At 60.8% G+C, this 16,262-nt stretch carries 13 protein-coding genes; 2 read left to right on the forward strand and 11 right to left on the reverse strand.

Annotation, left to right across the window (positions count from 1 at the left end; genetic code table 11):
- From F0185_RS24255 to F0185_RS24270, 4 genes are all read right to left on the reverse strand, one after another.
- On the reverse strand, positions 1 to 343 hold a 343-nt coding region (locus F0185_RS24255; RefSeq protein ID WP_187362641.1), incomplete at its 3' end, for a transposase.
- A gap of 4 nt (positions 344 to 347) precedes the next feature.
- Positions 348 to 638 (reverse strand): hypothetical protein, encoded by a 291-nt coding sequence (locus F0185_RS24260; protein ID WP_167228803.1) that lies wholly within the window; start codon positions 636 to 638, stop codon positions 348 to 350.
- A 33-nt stretch (positions 639 to 671) separates the two neighbouring features.
- Positions 672 to 1,805 carry an RHS repeat domain-containing protein gene (locus F0185_RS24265; RefSeq protein ID WP_167228804.1) on the reverse strand — a complete coding sequence of 378 codons (1,134 nt, stop codon included), beginning with the start codon at positions 1,803 to 1,805 and terminating at the stop codon, positions 672 to 674.
- Positions 1,774 to 3,612 carry a type VI secretion system Vgr family protein gene (locus F0185_RS24270; protein WP_167228806.1) on the reverse strand — a complete coding sequence of 613 codons (1,839 nt, stop codon included), beginning with the start codon at positions 3,610 to 3,612 and terminating at the stop codon, positions 1,774 to 1,776. The genes F0185_RS24265 and F0185_RS24270 overlap by 32 nt, the downstream gene beginning before the upstream one ends.
- A 517-nt stretch (positions 3,613 to 4,129) precedes the next feature.
- Between F0185_RS24270 and udk the strand changes: the two genes are divergently transcribed.
- Positions 4,130 to 4,771 carry a uridine kinase gene (gene udk, locus F0185_RS24275; RefSeq protein ID WP_167228808.1) on the forward strand — a complete coding sequence of 214 codons (642 nt, stop codon included), beginning with the start codon at positions 4,130 to 4,132 and terminating at the stop codon, positions 4,769 to 4,771.
- Between the two features lie 433 nt (positions 4,772 to 5,204).
- Positions 5,205 to 7,319 (forward strand): hypothetical protein, encoded by a 2,115-nt coding sequence (locus F0185_RS24280; protein WP_167228810.1) that lies wholly within the window; start codon positions 5,205 to 5,207, stop codon positions 7,317 to 7,319.
- A 244-nt stretch (positions 7,320 to 7,563) separates the two neighbouring features.
- On the opposite strand, the gene F0185_RS24285 is transcribed toward F0185_RS24280, so the two are convergent.
- The 7 genes from F0185_RS24285 to F0185_RS24315 all read right to left on the reverse strand — a co-directional run bounded on the left by F0185_RS24285 (position 7,564) and on the right by F0185_RS24315 (position 16,102).
- Complete coding sequence (locus tag F0185_RS24285) at positions 7,564 to 7,917, reverse strand: hypothetical protein (protein ID WP_167228812.1); 354 nt, start codon at positions 7,915 to 7,917, stop codon at positions 7,564 to 7,566.
- Positions 7,918 to 7,920: 3 nt separating this feature from the next.
- On the reverse strand, positions 7,921 to 8,571 hold the full coding sequence (locus F0185_RS24290; protein WP_167228814.1) for a DUF3540 domain-containing protein: 651 nt from the start codon (positions 8,569 to 8,571) through the stop codon (positions 7,921 to 7,923).
- A 45-nt stretch (positions 8,572 to 8,616) separates the two neighbouring features.
- Entirely contained in the window at positions 8,617 to 9,660 is a 1,044-nt protein-coding gene (locus F0185_RS24295) for a pentapeptide repeat-containing protein (protein ID WP_167228816.1), read from the reverse strand.
- 6 nt (positions 9,661 to 9,666) lie between these two features.
- Positions 9,667 to 12,177 carry a type VI secretion system Vgr family protein gene (locus F0185_RS24300; protein WP_167228818.1) on the reverse strand — a complete coding sequence of 837 codons (2,511 nt, stop codon included), beginning with the start codon at positions 12,175 to 12,177 and terminating at the stop codon, positions 9,667 to 9,669.
- A 49-nt stretch (positions 12,178 to 12,226) separates the two neighbouring features.
- Positions 12,227 to 12,955, reverse strand: a complete 729-nt coding sequence (locus tag F0185_RS24305; protein ID WP_167228820.1) for a dienelactone hydrolase family protein — start codon at positions 12,953 to 12,955, stop codon at positions 12,227 to 12,229.
- 88 nt (positions 12,956 to 13,043) lie between these two features.
- Positions 13,044 to 13,397 (reverse strand): PAAR-like domain-containing protein, encoded by a 354-nt coding sequence (locus F0185_RS24310; RefSeq protein WP_054267264.1) that lies wholly within the window; start codon positions 13,395 to 13,397, stop codon positions 13,044 to 13,046.
- Positions 13,398 to 13,444: 47 nt separating this feature from the next.
- Entirely contained in the window at positions 13,445 to 16,102 is a 2,658-nt protein-coding gene (locus F0185_RS24315) for a DUF2169 family type VI secretion system accessory protein (protein WP_167228822.1), read from the reverse strand.
- Between the last annotated feature and the right edge of the window lie 160 nt (positions 16,103 to 16,262).

The following is a 16,262-nucleotide window of genomic DNA, read 5'->3' on the forward strand; positions in this document are numbered from 1 at the left end:
TGAGCAGGCGCTCCTTGAACGTCCAGATCGTTGTCCGGTCCGGTATCTGACTACTGGAACGCAGTCCAACAAAGCGCTGGAAGCTCAGGCGGTCGAGCAACTGGAATTCCATTTGCTCGTCGCTCAAGTTGAACAACTGCTGGATCAGCAGGACGCGAACCATCAGTTCGGTCGGGAATGGAGGACGCCCGCCGCGTTCGCGGCCGGGACGCGGAGCCGCTTCGTCAACCGCATCGGCAAGCGCGACGAAGTCGACATGCTGCTCCATCACCTTGAGCGCATCACCAAGCTTGTTCAGCTTGGCTTCGCGCTCTTGGTCGGCAAACAGGCTCGTCTTGATCATGAAATTAGGTCAGCAACGTGGAGCCGCTATGATGCCACGGCTGCGCCGGTTTTTGGAGGTGCCCTTGCGTACCGCCGTCAGCGTCGTTGGCCGCGGCGCGCTTTTGTTCGGCGCCATCGCCGCGCCTGTCGACCCTGGCGAGCGGTACGTAGCCGCCCGGCTCGTACAGGTATGTTGCCATCTCGCTCCCGCGCTGCTCCTGCATCATTTGCAATACGTCCCACAGGAAGGACGTTACGCCGGACTCATCCGTTTTGCGTATCCTGCGCCCCAGCGCGTCGTAGTCGAAATGCACGAGTTGCCGTACGCCGTGGCGCACCGTCTCGACTTATCGCAACCGGTGCTCGCCGTCATAACTGAAATGTTGCTCTGTATGCGTGCCGACCCTTTTCGATTCCAGCCTGCCATGCACGTCGTACTCGAAGCGCTTGTCTTCGAACACCAACACACGGTTGTGCCGGACGTAGCCGCCTCGATGGTTGCTGTCGACCAGATTAGCAGCAGCATCCCAGCTGAACATTTCGCGTCGTGCGGGCGCGACTGTCGAGAGTATCCTGCCTAGCGGATCATAGAGATAGTTGGTCACGCCATTGCGCGAATGGCGTTTCTGCGTTATCTCTCCGCCGAGATCGTAGACCCATTCCTTGCGCAGCACTGGCTCGTGCTCGACTCGGTGTGCCGACTGTGCGGATGTTTTGCGGCTCATGGTATCGTAAGCAAAACGCGTATTGAGCGCTCCCTGGCTGCGCCCCACTTCCCGGTGCAGGTCGTCACGCTCCATATCGCTGACGACCTCGCCGTCGATATTGACTTGGTGCAGGTGTCCGTCGCCGTAAAACAGGCTGTTGATGGTGCGTCCATCGGGCAAGGCGGTGGCGGTGCGGTTACCGAGTTCGTCGAATTTGTGGCTCAGCTTGCCCAAGTGGCCGGCTTCGCTCAGCAACTCGCCACGCTTGCTGTGCGTAAACAACAGATTGTCATGGATAATTCGTGGTCCGCCGTTGTCGGTATATTGCTGCGCCTGTAGTAACTGGCCAACTTGGTCGTAGCGGTACGATGTACTGCGCGCGCGCGCATGCTTGGCGGTCAGGCGCCCCAGCGCGTCACGCTGCATGGTAAGGATGACCGCATCGGGTTCGCCCAACGCATCGGTCACCGAGACCGGGAGGCCGCGTGCATCGTGCCCGATGCGCTTGATGATGCCATCGAGTCCGATTTCTTCGACCACGTTGTCGTTGCGGTCGTAAACAAATTGGTATGCCTCGTTATTTTCATTGATCAGCCGTTCCAGCCGGTGCGCGCGGTCGTACGCGAACTGCACCGCGCGCCCAAGCGCATTGACGCGCCGGATCAACTGGCCGCGCGTGTTGCACTGGTAAAGGGTTTGATTGCCGGCGCTATCAATGCTCGTCTTCAAGCGACCGAACACGTCATAGCCGAAGCGCTCTGTCGCCCGCTTCAATCTTGAAGTTCTTCCCCACCAAAATGTTCTTGTCGCCACCGACCTGCTGCAGGTCGTCGACCTTCACGGTTTCTCTCAAGCTGTCCTTGACCAGGTTGGTCTCGTTCTGGCCGACGTACTTGATCCGGTCGAGCGCCACGCTGATGCTTTGGTCATGGCCCACGCTGACACTCTGGTCGTTGCCCACGGTACGGGTTTCGTCGTGCCGAACGGTGTAGGTCTGGTCGTTCTTGACCAGGCCGTCGAGGTTGCGCTCGGCCTGCATCCACAGCTGCTCGGCGCCCTTTTTATCTTCGAAGCGCATGCCGTTGGCATTGTCAGGGCCGCCCTTGGGCGTGGTGCGCGACAGCACGCCGCTCTGGGTTTTGTTGTCGGGCAGCTTCCAGGGCGGCATGGTGTCTTCATTCGGCACCATGCCGGTCACCAGCGGACGGTCCGGGTTCCCGTTCAGGAACTGGACCACGACTTCGGTGCCCACGCGCGGAATCGAGGTCATGCCGAAACCGGGTCCGCTCCATGCGGTCGCCACGCGGATCCAGGCCGAACTCTTGTCGTCGTAGCTGCCGATGCGGTCCCAGTGGAACTGCACGCGCACGCGGCCGTATTCGTCGGTGTGGATTTCCTCGCCTGGCGGACCTGTCACCACGGCCGTCTGCAGGCCGTAGATCTTGGTCGTTGTGCTGTTAAAGCCACGTCCGGGGCGCCAAGGGATCTTCTTGCGGATGCAGCCGATCCGGTTCTCGTAATGCGACAGCCCCGTTTGGCGGCTCACCTGGTAGTTGTTGGTGGCCGTGTGATGGACTTCGATGATGAGGAAGTTGTCGCCGCCATCGTAATGATCGGTCAGATCGAAACTGCGTCCCGGCTGTGCGTAGCGGTCGTTGCCGGCGCCTTCGAAGTGCTTGCCGGAGGCTTCGATTTCTTCCAGCCGCAGGCGGGTTTGCGCGTCGCCGTCGCCGGCATCCTTGAAGCCGTAGGCGCCGGTGTATTCGTATACTTCCTTCTTCAATACATCGCCCTGCTGGTTGACGGTCGGCAGGTCGACCTTGACCGGTTTCGGCTTCTTGAAGTCGAAGCTGGCCAGCGCCACGTGGGCCGATACCAGGTTGCGCACCGGCGTCCATTCGCGCAGGGCGTCGTCCTCCTCGGTGCCGGCTTCGGCCTGGAAGGGAATGTCGCTGCGCCCGTCGATCGGCGGCGCGGCGGTCGAGTCGTCCGCCAGCACCAGGGTGTGGCCGCCGGCCGTGTGTTCGTACCAGTAGAACCAGCCTTTCGCTTCCCAGCGCCGGTGCACGTAGTTGTAGTCGGATTCGTCGAACTGGCAGGCGTCGGTCATGACCGGATCGGGGCCGCCGATGCGCATCTCGCTCTTGCGCACCGAATACTCGCCGAAGATGTCGTCGGTCTGGTCGCGCACCGTCATGTTGTGGTACAGGTAGTTGTCGCGGCGCAGGCGCAGGTAGGCCAGCCAGGGCAGCAGGACCATTTCGTAGTACACATAGCCGCCGTCGGCGCGCACGCGGCGGAACTCGAACACGTGGCCGTTGAAGTAGCGCAGGCTGCCGTCTTCGCGCACCAGTTCGACGGTGGCGAGCTTTCCCTGTACATCCTTGAGCGCAATCGACGGATTGTCGGACAGCACCTCGACCGTAAAATTGAAGTCGCGCGACAAGCCCTCGACGGCGTCGAGCCGGTTGGCCAGCATCAGGCCCGACGGACCGCCCGACGGAAACCGCAGGCGCAGCAGGCGCTTACTCTGGCGGTCGCCGCCTCCTGACGAAGAGGATGCGGAAGGTAGCGTGCTCATGCTTAATCCTTTTGACTGATTGTGTAGGTGAACAATGGAGCGACCAGGCGGCTCTCGTGCGCTTGTCGGCTCCCACGCGATGTCGCAATCGCCCCCTGCATCGCCGGTATTCGTTTACAACAGCAAGGTGCCAATACAGAGGCAAGAAAGGCAACCATAAGTTAAACATTAGATTTTTTGGGGGGGGCAGAAAATTTGCTGGCATTGCAACCCGCAGGCAAGGCATATTCAAGCCAGCGCTACCCGATAAGGCGGTTGCCCCGAATATCGATCTTGAATCGACCGTCAACATGATGGCGGTGGCGGTGGCCGCTGCCAACGACGGTGACATGCCAAACAGGCGCAGCAGCGGTCTTGGCCTGCACAGGTGGCGATCTGGTGATTGGCACCTCCCGGTACGGGAGGTGCGCCTCCACAAGCCGCCAATCTGCCGTAAAAAGCTCTCTTCCGACATAAAAAGCCAGCTTCATCCCCCTTTACCCTGTCAGTTCGATCGCCGCTCCGGTATCATTCGGGGATGAATAAGATTTCTTTCCCTGCGTTTGTAATTGGTGTCGCTGGCGGAAGCGGTAGTGGCAAGTCAACGGTGACCCAGCAAGTACTCGCTTCGTTCGGCGCCGACATGGTGTCGGTCGTGATGCAGGACGACTACTACTGCGACCAATCCGATCTCACTCCCGAAGTGCGCCGCAAGCAAAATTACGACCATCCGCGGGCATTCGACTGGCCACTGCTGGTACAGCACATCCATGCCTTGCGTAATGGCGAGGCGATCGAGATGCCAGAGTACGACTTCACGACCGACAACCGCTCCAACAAGACCATTCCCGTCAAACCTGCCCCGGTCATCGTGATCGAAGGCCTGTTTGCCTTGTACGACGAAGACCTGCGCAAAATGATGTCGCTGAAGATCTTTGTCGACACGGCTCCCGATGTGCGCTTCATCCGCCGCATGCAAAGGGATATTACCGAACGCGGCCGCTCGGTCGAGAGCGTTGTCGGCCAATATCTGGAAACAGTGCGGCCGATGCACAAGCAGTTCATCGAGCCGACCAAGCGCCACGCCGATGTTATCTTGCCGCACGGCGCCAATGGCCCGGCAATCGATGTGATCACGACCAAAGTGGCGAGCGTCATCGGCCAGTTGAAGCGGTCCTGACCCAAGCCCTTTGAATGCCTCGGCATCTTCTGCCGTCAAGCCATGATGTCACACGCGCCCGCACGTTCCCGTGCGCAGCGATGTGCTGGTCATCGACGCGCTCGCCAGCGCAGTCTGCCGCATGTACCTGGACCATGACCGCCCACGGGTAGGGCCGGTTTTGCGGCCTTCAATGGCGTCCCCCAGGCATGACTGGTTCAATGTCACATTTATTGAGCGAGCTCAAGCATGCGCGATTCAGGCGGCTTTTACATTTGCGCAAGGTCTTCCTTACGCCTAGATTGACTGGTGAGAGCGCGCCGCGCTTCTCTGTGAAGTTCAAGCGCATGCTCGAACAGCATGCCCACGCCCAGTCAAGCGCCCAGCCGCCCAGCCAATCCGGGGTGTAATACCGCTGTCGCTGACCGCTCATGCACTCATAAAGGAAGACACCATGACTATCAAGGACAGAGGCCCGAACCAGACGGACGCACGCTTTCGCATCGAGGGGCAGGTTCAATTCGAAGAACAGGATGGCAAGGCGGAAGACCTCGGCGTGAAAGTGCTTGTCGCGGACCGGTTCGGAGAGCCGCTGGGCGATGCCGATGTGGATAGGGAGGGGCGTTTCAGCGTGGCGCTACGCCTGGCCAAGCCGACCGATGTGCAGTTGTTCATCGGTCCGGGCTTGAACGCGGCCGACGTGCGCCACACGTCAAGCTTCTCACAGCGCTATAGCATCAAGGATTGGGTGGCAACGGAAAACGGCGCCGTCATTCGCGCCACACCGGTCGTGCCACAGTCCCTATGGTGGCCTTGGCGGCCGGTGCGTATCTGCGTCACTGGCCACGTGCGCAAGATCGACGACCATGAAGGGCAGGTCGACATCTGCCCGGTTCCGTTCGTGAAGATTGAAATTTTCGACGTGGACCGGGAAGGCTGCTTCTGGCCCCCGATCCGCAACTGGTGGGATGTGCTGGTCGACCGGCCGGTCGTACGCATCCCCGATCTGTTGAAACCGCGCCGCTTCCCTGTCAAGCCATTTCCGGTGCCCGATCCGGCCCCGGACCTGCGCCTCGACTTGGGCGCACCCGGCCGCATGGCCAGCCTCAATCCGCAACCGCTGCCGCCGCGCGCCAAGTCGCTCACGAGTTTGGCTGACATCGACAGGCATGCGGTCAACGCGGTGCCGGCCCCGGTTGCATTTGAAGCGGTGCAGCGTGTCGGCGAAGCGCGCTTGCTGGACACGAGCATTGCATCCCGGCTGGACCGGCTCACGCTCACGTCCACCGTCGCGCCCTGGCTGATATTCCCGCGTTGCTTTTACAGCAGGGAGCTGTTGTGCGAGACGTATACCGATTGCGACGGCTATTTCCGCTGCTGTTTCCGCTGGTGGCCCATCCATTTCCGCAACGGCCGGCTCCGTTTCGATTCGCGTCCGGACATCATCGTCCGGCTCACCCAGATCATCAACGGCGTGCAGACCGTGATCTATATGGACCCTTATACCAGCACGCGCTGGAACGTGACCAATACCCACCTCGATCTGTATCTTGACAACGAAGACGTGCGTTGCGGCCAGGGTTGCAAGCCGCCGCCGACCGGCACGCCGGTGTTTTTCACCCGAATCGGCCACGACGAGGTCTACCAGATCAACCAGGCCAGCGGTCTGTACAGCGACACTGTCCTGAGCCAGATGGCCTACGGCCGAGGGTTGGATGTCTTCGGCTTGTTCGGCGATGCGCTGGCCAGTGGCGCACCGGCACGCTATTACCGGCTGTCGTACAAGAAGCAGGGGCAAGCCGACAGCGCCTTCAAATTTGTCGACGCGGACTTGAACGACACCCGGGTCGACAAGAGCAGCTACCTGTCAACCGGCCACAAACTCGGCCCCTATCCGGTCAACGGCACCAATGCGCTGTACGAAGTGCGTAATCGCACTGACTACTACTGGTACAACCCGGACTGGATCGGCTACTGGAACACCGTGCCGGTCGAAGCCGGGTCGGACACCTACGTCCTGCGCCTGGAAATGTTCGACGAGAACGGTGTTTACCTCGACACCGCCTCAGGGCAGGTGGATTATCGCGACGGTACGGTGGCGCCACCGGCGACGTTGCCGGCGGTGGCAGACCACTGCGATCTGGTCATCACGATCGATAACCAACCGGCCGAGCTCGATCTTGATATACCGGCGGTGCTCAACGACTGTGGCGTCATCCCGTGGCACCCCGCACTCGTCCTCAATTTCAATGTGTCCGTCACGCAGCCCAGTAACCGGCTCTATACCTGGGCATTAGACTACACCAAGGGAGTGTCCCCGACGGTCACCTCGTTATTGCCCAGCCCTGCCTTCTCCAACAGTGGAGCGCTCAGTCCGGTAAATACTACTGTCAGCGGTGCGTCGTTGCTGGCGGGACTGAGCTCTACCTGCGCGTTTGCGGTCAAACTGTCTGCCTATGCACATATTCGTAATGGCTACGGACTTGTGTACTACAGTGAGATCATCATCGCCCTCGCCATCGAGAAATGCGTACCTTGTCCGGAGTGCGGACCGATAGCGATCCTGTAAACGGCGACATCGTTGGGATTTTCCGCAGGCGCCATGCCGTTCGAACCGCGCCTGCGGACCTGTTACCAAGCGCTGCACGCTAAGTAAGTGTGCAGAAATTATTGTGATTTTTAGCGAACAGAAGCGGATGCCTTGCAAGGCGCACGCCGCGACGCAGTGCGAGCACTGCTAGCGGTGGGCAACACAGCAAGGCCCCGCTGATGGAAGCTAAAAATTACAAGAATTTATGCGCACTTACTTAGGTTCAGGAGCGAGAAAAATCAATCAGCGCCCGCCCGCTTGAACGCTCTACCCGCAAGGCGACCGTACAGCCGGTTTGTATTGCCGGCAGGTTGATCACGTCGATGGGCTGGGCGATATCGCGCTGCGTTGCAGGCGCCTGCACATCCACCAGGCGCACCACGCACAGCGGCTGGTCATTGATCAGGGTGCCGCTCTGGCGCGCACTGACGACCTTGGCATAACAAATGTCGCCGTGCGCGAGCAGCCTGGCGTCGGCCGCCTTTGCACGAAACAAGCCGCGGATCTCCCAGGCGAGGTGCCCGCCGACGAGCGCGATGATTGCCGCTGCGATCGCCATCGCGGTAAAGTCGCTCATGCCTCAGCCCAGGTGAATCTGTTTTGAATCCATTTTCAACAGCTTGTCGCTGGTCACCATGACGTGGTCGCCGTGTAGCCGCACATAGTCCCTGGCCTGGTAATCGAGCTGGCCGGCGCGCAGATGGTCGGTTTGCTCGACCTGGCGATAGCAGACACGTGCGACCTGCCGTACTTTGTCCAACAGCATTTCCAGCGCCTGCCCGGTATGGCGCAGCACCCCCAGTGCGCCTTGCCACTGCCGGCCCTGATAGCTCAGTTCCTGCGCCACGACGACAGCGCTTTCGGCGCGAATGCCCAACTGCCCCGATGCCAGGGACAGCGATGCGCTTTCCAGGCTGATGGCGTCGTCGCTGAGGACCTGGACCGCGCCGCCGTAGCCGATCGCCATGGCGCCCTCGACGCCGACCCGGGCGGTGCGCGCGCTATCGCGTTCCAGCACGGCGATCAGGTAACTTTGCTGGCGGCTCGGCCCGGAGACCAGCACCTTGTCGCCGGTTTCCGGATGCAGCAGGCAACTGGCGGCGCGCTTGCAGGTCAGGGTGCCGCCGTTGAGGTCCAGCAGAAAATTGCCATGGCCAAGATCGGCGACGACCGTGGCAATGGCGTGAATGGCCGCGTCGTGGGCGCTGGCGTGGTCGAGTACGGTATGCATCGTGAAAATCCTTAAAAAATAGGGAAGGGCGATCGCCGGGCAGGCTTAACGCGACCACAGTTCGGCCTTCAGGAGCGGCTCGTCGTGTTCGATGACGCCGCGCCGGCTGGTCCAGGTCGCGCCAGCTTGCGCGCTGCCATGCAGCCGGGTGCGCTCAAAGCCGGCGTGGCTGAAGCTGGCGTCGCGCAGATCGGCATAGGAAAAATCGGCGAAGCGCAGGTCGGTGTCGCGGAAGTTGGCGCCTTCGCAGCACGCCGCCTGGAAATTGGCGTAAGCGAGCCTGGCGCCGTGCAGGTTGGCGCTCCGCAGACTGGCACGCGGCCATAGCGTTTGTTCAAAAAAACCGCCCGACAGATCGGCGCCGTCCAGGTTGGCCTCGGCAAACAAGGCAAAGCGTGCCTGTGCGCCTCGCAGCAGCGCACCTTGCAGTTGCGCACCCTTGAACATGCAGTGCGCAATATTGGCCCCGCTGAAATCGGTCTGCGCCAGATTGCTTTCGACAAACTGGCACAGCGGCATATCCAGTCCGGCAAAGACAGTCCCGCTCAGCTTCGCCTTGGCGAAAACAACGTTCTTCAAGCTGGCCGCGCGCCAAACGCTACCTGCGAAATCGACCTCCATGAACAGCGTCTTTTCCAACAGCGCTTGGGAGAAATCGCAGTCATGCGCCGAACATTCCGTCACACACAATATTTCCGCCCTGAGAGCGATGAGCTTGGCACCATCGAGCTTGCAGCGAAGTAGCGCGGCGTTGCTGAAGCACGACAATGCCAACAGCGCATAACGCAGATCGCATTCGAGCATGTTGGCGCCACTGGCATCTGCGCGATCGAGCCGGGCATGGCTCAGCTTGCATTTGTTCCATGTCGTTTTGGCCAAGGTCGCACCACGCAGATCGGCCTGTTCAAAATTGCAGTTAATGAAGTCGCACTCGCTCAGATCGGCGCCATCGAGCTGGGCGCCCCGAAAGTCCACCTCATTGAATTGCCCCCCGGCTAGTTCGAGCCCTGTCAGCACTGCCCCGCGCAGGTCGAGTTTCTCCAAGCCCTCGCCGTTCCTGATTGTCGATTGTAGATTTTGTGCTTGCATGGCGGTTCAAAATATCAGGTTCATGAATCTGCTATTCACCCGCACCCCGCCACTCTCGTTGGACACTGCGGAGACTTGGTGATAAGCGACATTCCCTTCGACTTTCATGCCATTGACGTCGCGCTTGTACAGGCAAAAGTCGGTTTTTATGCCGAAAAAGCTTAATGCTTTTCCCAGAAAGGCGACTTGGACAATGCGCATGTTTGTGTTGAGTGGCACCACGGATAACGCTGATGTTGCATAGGTTAATTTGAAGATCCCGACAAAGTCGACGGAGTAGGTTGAAGTCATACCAAGTTTATTGTCGTAAGTGCCGCCACCAGTGCTACTTTTAGCGGGAGTGGGCGTGGGCGTGGGAGTGGGGATGGGACCCGGAGCGGGAGTGGTGCCGGGACCGGGAGCGACAGCGCCGCCGCCGCCACCGCCAGCTTTGATGAATACGTTACCACCAATAATATTGTGGATACCGCTCGTATGGTGGTCGGCATTGCTCGCGGTTACCTTATGTCCGCCATGCACAACGTGAACGTGGCTGCCTTCGACGATGTGGTCCTGGTTTCCACTGACCGCGCGCAAATAATCACCGATGACATTCTGTGCCTGATTGCCGTTCAGCATATGCACCTGGTTGCCATTCAAATCGTAATTGCGATGTCCATACACCGTGTAATTGTGGTCCCCGTGCAGGACGTAATTGTGATTGCCATAGATGGTTTCGTTGTAGTCGCCCGTGACAATATGCTCGTGGTGCCCGGTGACTTTATGCGCATGGCCGCTCTGGTGCTGCTCGGTGCTGGCGCCGGCCACCGTGCGGGTACTGGTGCCGCCAACCGTATGGGCATGATTGGCGTCGATGGCAGTTACCTTATTGGCGCCGACACTTTCGGTCAGGTTGGCCGCCACCGATTGGGTCGCGTTGGCGCCAATCGACTCCGTATGGTTGGCGACGATGGTCTCGACCTGATTGTTACCGACCGTATTGGTCTTGTCGTGTTCCACTTCGATCAACATGTCCTTTTCGGCATGCAGCGCCAGCCTTTCCGCGCCCATGGCGTCCTCGAACTCCAGCGAATTGGCATTGGCGGGCGAGCCGCCCTTGGTCGAGCGCGACACGATGCCGCTTTTGCTGGCCGCGCCCGGCAGTCCGAACGGGGGCATCTGGTCGGCGTTGTAGGTGCTGCCGATGACAATCGGCCGGTCGGCCTCGCCACCGATGAAATCGACGATGACTTCCTGCCCTACGCGCGGGATGTACAAGGCGCCGAAATTGGACCCAGCCCAGCTGCTTGCCACACGCAGCCAGCACGAACTGTTTTCGTCCATGGTGCCGTAGCGGTCCCAGCGAAACTGCACTTTGATGCGGCCGTATTCGTCGGTCCAGATTTCTTCGCCCGCAGGGCCGACCACGGTCGCCGTTTGCGGGCCGTTGGTGCGCGGCTTGGGCGTGACACGGCGCGGGCGAAATGGCAGGCTGGCCGGTTGCGTGACGAAATCGCATTCGTAGCAGGCCGGGGTCGGGTCGCTGGCGTAACAAGGTTCCTGCAAGCGATACGTCACGCTCACCAGCAGATACTCGCGGTTAGCCTCGTCGCGCGGGCAGTTGCTCAGGTTGAAGCGGTAGCCGGGCGCCAGGGCGCGCACGGTGGCGTGACCATGGTCGCGTTCACGCTCGCACTGCAATCCTTCTAGGCGAATGCGGCTGTAATGGTCGGAATCGCCCATCTCGGCGTAGCCACCCATCCAGTCGTAGACTTCCATGTCGCCATGCTGGTGCGAAGCGGCGTTGGCGCGCTGGTTCTGCAGCCTGGCGCGCGGCTTGGTGAAATTGAAGTCGTCCGTCACGTAGCTGCCCGGGGCGATTTCTTGCGCCACGTGGTAGCGGTCGATGAACTCTTCCTGGGGCGTGGCTACGCGCTCGGCCTTGAAGAAGGGGATCGAGGCGTAGTCGGGCAGTACCTCGTGCGCGCCGATATCATCGGCCAGCACCAGGGTATGGCTGCCCAGCGCATGCTTGAAGTAATAATAGATGCCTTCGTGTTCCATCAGGCGGCTGACGAAGTCGAAGTCGGTCTCCTGGTACTGCACACAATACGTCCAGGTGCGGTAATTGCCGGTCAGATTAAGCTCCAGGGCAAAGCCATATTCCCCGAGTACTTCCTGCAAGATCTCGGCGACGCTTTTGTTCTGGAAGATCTTGCAGTCCTTGGTTTGCGTAAGCAGCCACAACCACGGGCGCACGATGGCGCGGTAGCGCCAGCTGCGCGCGGTTGCCCCTTCGCGACCCACCAGCATGCCGCGCCCGACGATGCCGTTCAGGTAGCGCACTGCGCCGTCGCGCGTCTGTATTTCCAGCGTCAATGGCTGTCCCAGCAGCGCCTTCAGGTCCAGCGCGTTACTATCGGCAATCATGTCCACTTCAAATTCGAACAACTGCGACAGGGCTTCGGTGCCGCGCAGGGCGCTAAAGAGCAGCACCTCGTCACCGAGGGGCGTGTGGGCTTTTACAATGCGGTCCATATCAATTTCCTTCCAGGCTTAAACACAATTTTTGGGTGCGGACAGCCGCTCATGCTGCGATGTCACGTAATAGTTCGGCTACCTTCGGCCACCAGAAGTCGACCCCATCCGGGTCCAGCACGTAGCGGTGAGCGCACTCCTTGAAGCGGCCGAGGTTGACAAATTCAGCGTTGGCGCCGTGCTCGCAGTAGGCCTCATGCAGCGAGCTGGCATAGTCCAGCGGCCAGAAGCTGTCGTTGTCGGCGTACAGCCACAGCGAGCGCACTTTGGCGCGCCGGCCGTAATACCGGAACGCGTCGCGTAGCGGCTGCTGCCAGCCCTGGTCCGACTCCCCGCGCAGGCCGCCGGCAAAGTTCACCAGGGCGCGCACGCCGGCATGCGGCTTCATGCCGTAGGCCAGTGTTCCCAGTGCGCCGTACGAATGCCCGCTGACGATGATGCGGCTGGCGTCGATATACGGCTTGCCGGACATGGCCAGCACCACGGTCTCGATGTCGCGCGCACAGCACAGTCCGGCGGAAAGCGGGTTGGACCAGTGGCTCAGATGGCGGCCGCCCGAGTCGGCAAACCCCCTGCGGTTAGGGGCGGCAACGGCGTAGCCCTGGCGCAGCAGGACCCTGGCCAGGGCGTCCGGCCGGCTGCGCGCTTGATGCGCGGTATTGCCGAAATTCCTGCCGTGGTTAAATACCCAGAGAGGAAACGGGCCCGGCCCGCCGGGCAGGTACAAGGTGGTTACCATCATGACCGGCTCGGCCCCGCGCGAGGCGATATGCAGCATGCGGCAGGCCCGCCTGGGGGGAGGGCAACAGGCCGGACTGGCGACGACGCTGCGGTACTTCAAGGAAAACCCTTTCGGAAGGCCATGGCTAAAACGCCAGCACCTTGAACTGTCCTGGCACCAGATAGATGCCCGGTGCGTTGGTGGAATTCTGGATCGACATGCTGGTCATGCGCGTTGCGGGCGTCGCTTTGATCAGCAGGTTGTATTTGCCGGTCACTTCGCGCGACGGTCCCATGACCGTACCGCTGGCCACGCCAACGCCGGGCAAGGTCATGGTCATCGGCGCAAAGGTAGCCAGGTTGTGGGCCGGGGTGCCGCCAACGAGGATGTTGAAGGCATTCGGGATGTGCATCGGCGCTGGTGCGGCGTTGGGCGAGGTAATCGGAATCTTTGCGTCGACCGGCGCCAGGGAGAGGCCAAGTTGGGTTTTCAAGAACATGGGGTGTCCTGCTTGAGTTGTAAGAAAATCATCGGCGTCACTCGGCCTCACTCGGCCAAGGCGGTGTCAGGCGTCAGCCGGGGCAAGAATTTGGTCTGTTCCAGGTAGGCCTGGTCGAACAGGGTGCCGCCGTCGCCCAGCGTTTGCGCCAGGTCGGCGCGAAACAGGTTGGCGCCGCGCAGGTCGCACGAACGCAAATCGGCTTTCGCCAGGCTTGCGCCGATCAGATTGGCGCCGCGCAGGTCGCTGGCGACCAGATTGGCACGGGTGAAAAAACTGCCGCTGGCATTCATGCGCTGCAAGTTGGCGCCGCTGAGGTTGGCTTCGGAAAAGTCCGTGATCGCCGCTGTCGCGCCGTTGAAATTTGCGCGTTGCATGCTGATTTCACGGAAATTGCATTGGGATAGCTGGGCATCCGTGAAATCGGCATCATCGAGTGACGTTTTGTCGGTGACCGCGCAGGTGCGCAAGACGCTGCCGCGAAAACTCAGCCGCGCCGCATCGGTCGTGACCCATGCGCTGTCTTGCAAGGTGGCCTTGTCAAAACAGAGATCTTCTTGCCGGCCTTCGATAAAGACGCATTTTTCGAACTGCGCATGCATAAAGCTGCAATTGCGCATGCCAACTTTGTAGAAGGTCACCGAGAAAAAGCGCGCCCCTTCAAAATTTGCCGACGCGATCTGCATGTCGGTGAGCATGACTTCACCGATCTGCGCGTGCGAGAAGTCGCCATGATCGAGCTTGGCTTCTTCCCATGCGCACTTGTTCAGTATGGCGTGCGCGAACGAGGCGTGGCGGGCGTCGGCTTGCGCCAGGCTGGCGCCATCGCACCTGGCGTGCGCAAAGCTGGCGCCGGCCAGCGAGGTGCGCGCCAGGATCGCTTCGGCAAAGTTGCAACCGTCCAGCTTTGCGCCGCGCAAGTCGGCGCTTTCCAGCATGGCGGCGCTAAAATCGGCGCCGCGCAAATCCATGCCCGACAGATCCGCCCCGGTCAGGTCCAGGCCGGCAAAGTCCCGCGTGCTGGCGTAGATCGCCGTCACCTGCTCGCGCATGCGCCGGGCCGCATCGCCGACCAGCACGGCGGCCGGGGCGAAACCGGTCACGCCATGCAGATACATTTTGTGCATTTTCGCTTTCAGCTCCGCAGCCGGCATGATCTCGGGCACTGGCGTCTCGGGAAATGTTTTTCCCATGGCTGCCATGTGAGCGTGGCTGGCGCCGACCTCGGCGAAGCTGTGGGTGGGCGCCGCCGGCGCTCGCGTGACGCCGGCATTGCTGCCCAGCAGAGGGGCCAACTGGTCCAGCATGGCAAGCTGGTTCTTGTGTTCGGGCGGGAGATGGGCCGCCATGTCCAGACGCGACTTCGCCAGCGTGGCCCGCGCTTGATCCATGTCGGCGGCGTGCAGCCGATCCACCTTTTCCATAAATTGTGGCAAGTCTTCCAGGCGGCGCGGCAGGTCGGGAGCGGAGTTCATTGTCGGTAAGATGTCGTCCGGAACGAGCCCTTCCTCGCGCGCTGTTTGCGCGGCCTTGTCGCGCTGGTTATGCATGTGCTGCCGAAGATTGCGTTCCAGCGGGCCTGGCGCCGGGTCGAACATGGTGTCTTCGCCAGGAAACAGCGGGCCGAGCGCCACGCCGTCAGGCAGCAGGTCGCCATCGCGAAAGGCGTAGTTGCTGCCAGTCCTGGTGTCGACCCTCTGGGCGAGCACCTTCAGGAAGTGGGCGTGATCGCGTTTTGCATGGCGATGCTCCAGCGCCGGCATTAGTTGCACGACGTCGTGGGCATCATCCTGGTCGATCCCGACCACGCCGTGATACATCAGCACGCTTTCCAGCCGGTGCGGGAAGAACCAGGCGGTGGTCAGCCGCAAGTCGATGTCGGTGCTAATCTGCTTGCCGTTCTGCTGTTTGACCACGAGGCAACGGCCAACCCAGTCGGGAATGGTCCCGCTCAATACCGGGTGCTCCGGGTGCAGGTTGCGCAAGGTGTAGGGCGCGCCGGCAAGTTCAAAGTTAGCCGGGAAGTGCTGATCGTCGGGCGCGGCGTTCCATGCGCGCCAGTCCATGCCGCGGGCAAGGCCGGGGAAGTCATTCTCGAACCAGGCTTGGTCGTGCACGCCCATGCGCGACTGGCGCTGCTGCCAGGCGATGTCGATCGGTCCCATGCCAGCCGGCGCGGACGGTGGCCTGCCTGGCGATTGGTACAGTTCGCCGGCCAGCTCGATGTTTGGCAGCCGGATCACGTGTTGACCGCCAATATGGTCGGCGTCGATGCCACGGCCAAGCGGATTGGTAGCGCAGGCCGCGCCGCCGAACGCATGCGTCCAGTCCAGCGGCATGGCATCGAACGGCGCCGGCGCACTGGCGCCACCGGCGATCCAATAGCGGTCGCCAAAGACAGTCAGGCGTTTTTCTATATGACCAACCTGGGCGGCAACGGCGCATCGGGTTTTGTCTTGCTGATGGTGGGTGTAGCCAAAACCGGATACCAGGAACTCCGGATATTGTTTTGGCAAGCCCAGATCGAGGACGGCGGTTTCTCCCAGCTCGCTTGCCAGCATCGGCCACAAGCCTTGTTCATTCAATAGTTGGGGATTGGGGCCCAGCGTGACATGCGCATACGCCGTCACGCATAAAAAATGCTTGTTCTCCCAGGTAAAGGGCCGGGGTAATACGCCCAGGCGCATCGGCTTGATGATCTTCATACGTGCTTATTCATCCATGACGCTGGAACTAAAATCGATATGAAACGCGCGATATTCCATAAATCAGGATCTGATAATAGAATATTGCAATTATCTTAATTGGCGGGCTATGCTAACGTTATTGAAGCGGCCCGGTCAATAATGTTCCACAAGGTTTTGA

The organism is Massilia rubra (assembly GCF_011682065.1).
Taxonomy (GTDB): Bacteria; Pseudomonadota; Gammaproteobacteria; order Burkholderiales; family Burkholderiaceae_D; genus Telluria_A; species Telluria_A rubra.

Coding starts and splice junctions, on each gene's coding strand:
- F0185_RS24270 (WP_167228806.1), bottom strand. CDS start 3,612: ATGAGCACGCTACCTTCCGCATCCTCTTCGTCAGGAGGCGGCGACCGC.
- udk (WP_167228808.1), top strand. CDS start 4,130: ATGAATAAGATTTCTTTCCCTGCGTTTGTAATTGGTGTCGCTGGCGGA.
- F0185_RS24280 (WP_167228810.1), top strand. CDS start 5,205: ATGACTATCAAGGACAGAGGCCCGAACCAGACGGACGCACGCTTTCGC.
- F0185_RS24285 (WP_167228812.1), bottom strand. CDS start 7,917: ATGAGCGACTTTACCGCGATGGCGATCGCAGCGGCAATCATCGCGCTC.
- F0185_RS24290 (WP_167228814.1), bottom strand. CDS start 8,571: ATGCATACCGTACTCGACCACGCCAGCGCCCACGACGCGGCCATTCAC.
- F0185_RS24295 (WP_167228816.1), bottom strand. CDS start 9,660: ATGCAAGCACAAAATCTACAATCGACAATCAGGAACGGCGAGGGCTTG.
- F0185_RS24300 (WP_167228818.1), bottom strand. CDS start 12,177: ATGGACCGCATTGTAAAAGCCCACACGCCCCTCGGTGACGAGGTGCTG.
- F0185_RS24305 (WP_167228820.1), bottom strand. CDS start 12,955: ATGCTGCATATCGCCTCGCGCGGGGCCGAGCCGGTCATGATGGTAACC.
- F0185_RS24310 (WP_054267264.1), bottom strand. CDS start 13,397: ATGTTCTTGAAAACCCAACTTGGCCTCTCCCTGGCGCCGGTCGACGCA.
- F0185_RS24315 (WP_167228822.1), bottom strand. CDS start 16,102: ATGAAGATCATCAAGCCGATGCGCCTGGGCGTATTACCCCGGCCCTTT.